The organism is Pseudoalteromonas sp. SR45-5 (assembly GCF_014163565.1).
In the GTDB taxonomy this organism is placed as follows: domain Bacteria; phylum Pseudomonadota; class Gammaproteobacteria; order Enterobacterales; family Alteromonadaceae; genus Pseudoalteromonas; species Pseudoalteromonas distincta.
This window is the reverse complement of sequence record NZ_JACJDN010000865.1, coordinates 1-1304: the sequence shown is the minus strand read 5'-3', so window position 1 is coordinate 1304 and position 1304 is coordinate 1. Positions and strand designations below refer to the sequence as shown.

At 36.1% G+C, this 1304-nt stretch carries 1 protein-coding gene; it reads right to left on the bottom strand.

What is annotated here, in order from left to right:
- Window positions 1–131 precede the first annotated feature (131 nt).
- Window positions 132–1283: an alpha/beta hydrolase-fold protein gene (locus H5072_RS19685; protein ID WP_182694541.1), complete on the bottom strand. Its 1152-nt coding sequence runs from the start codon at window positions 1281–1283 to the stop codon at window positions 132–134.
- Window positions 1284–1304 lie beyond the last annotated feature (21 nt).

Here is a 1304-nt window from a genome sequence, read left to right as displayed (position 1 = left end):
AATAAATTTAGAGCTGCTCATTTTCACGCGAGCGTAGCTTGTAATTACTATCGTTAGCTAAAAAGTGCTTTGCGTTAAATCAGTTACAAATTCTTTTGTGCTTCATTCACCATATCTTTGAGCGCATCAATTCACATTGGATCTCGCGAGTTTTGCTTAGCAAGTTCTAATGCGTGTTTCATACTGGTGACGGCCTCTTTGAACTGCTTATTTTCAGTATAGCCTTGCGATAAACGCATGTGAGAATAGGCTGCATTTGGGTAATGGGTAGTAAAGTGTTTAAGCGTGGTAATAGCTTTAGCTGTGTTACCAAATTTTTGCTGGCTATGAGCAAATTCTACATATACATCTTGTGGAATTTTAAGCTCAAACCCATATTTATCACTCAGTGCTTGGTAATAACCTGTAATGAGCGATACATCAGCAAATCTTCCATGCTCGTCAGTAACGCTAAAAATTAGGTCGCCAAATAAGTGAATTAGGCTATCGCTAAGGGCTGGTAGTATGGTGCCCATATGACTAAAAGTAGGGTAATGCTTATATTCCCATTTTAGCTGTGTTGGCATTTGTTGTTCTAAATTTACTAAAGTATTTAATACACCGGTATAAAAGCGTGACCCTTCACTTGCTACACTAATAAATAACGATTGACCGCCTTTAGGGCTTTTAGTGTATTTTATAATATTATTTTTTAATTCTTCATCACTCCACCAACTGTTTGGGCTTATAGCTATATAGTTATTAAATAACTCAGGCTGATTAACTAAAGTATAAAGCGCTAAAGTACCTGCATTAGAGTGGCCAATTAACGTGTTGTAGCCGTTAGTTGAGTAGTTAGAATTTATGTATGGCATAAGTTCGTCAGAAACAAATTTCAAAAACTCGTCAGTTTGCCCCGCTTCAGGCCATTTATTTTTTACAAAGGTTTGAAACTCAGTTTTAGGCTCATCATCTACTTTAGGTAAGTAATCACGAACGCGGTTAGTTGTATCAATACCAACAAGCAAGGCATTAGGTATCTGCTCGTAATCAACAAGGGATTTAATAACACCAGACGCCGTATGAAAGTGCTCAACACCATCAAGTAAATAAATAACATAAAGCGGCTGATCGTCTTTTACAGTGTCAGGTATGAAAATTTTAATGGGTCTGTCTTCGTTAAGTATTTTTGATTGCAGAATGACTTTTTTACCAACGGTTATGTCAGTTGTATTGGTTTTTGCGTGGCTTAAAAATGGTGTACTAAAAGTAAGTATTAATACAAGCGATAGTAAGAGCTTCATAAATATCCTTATTTAATAATG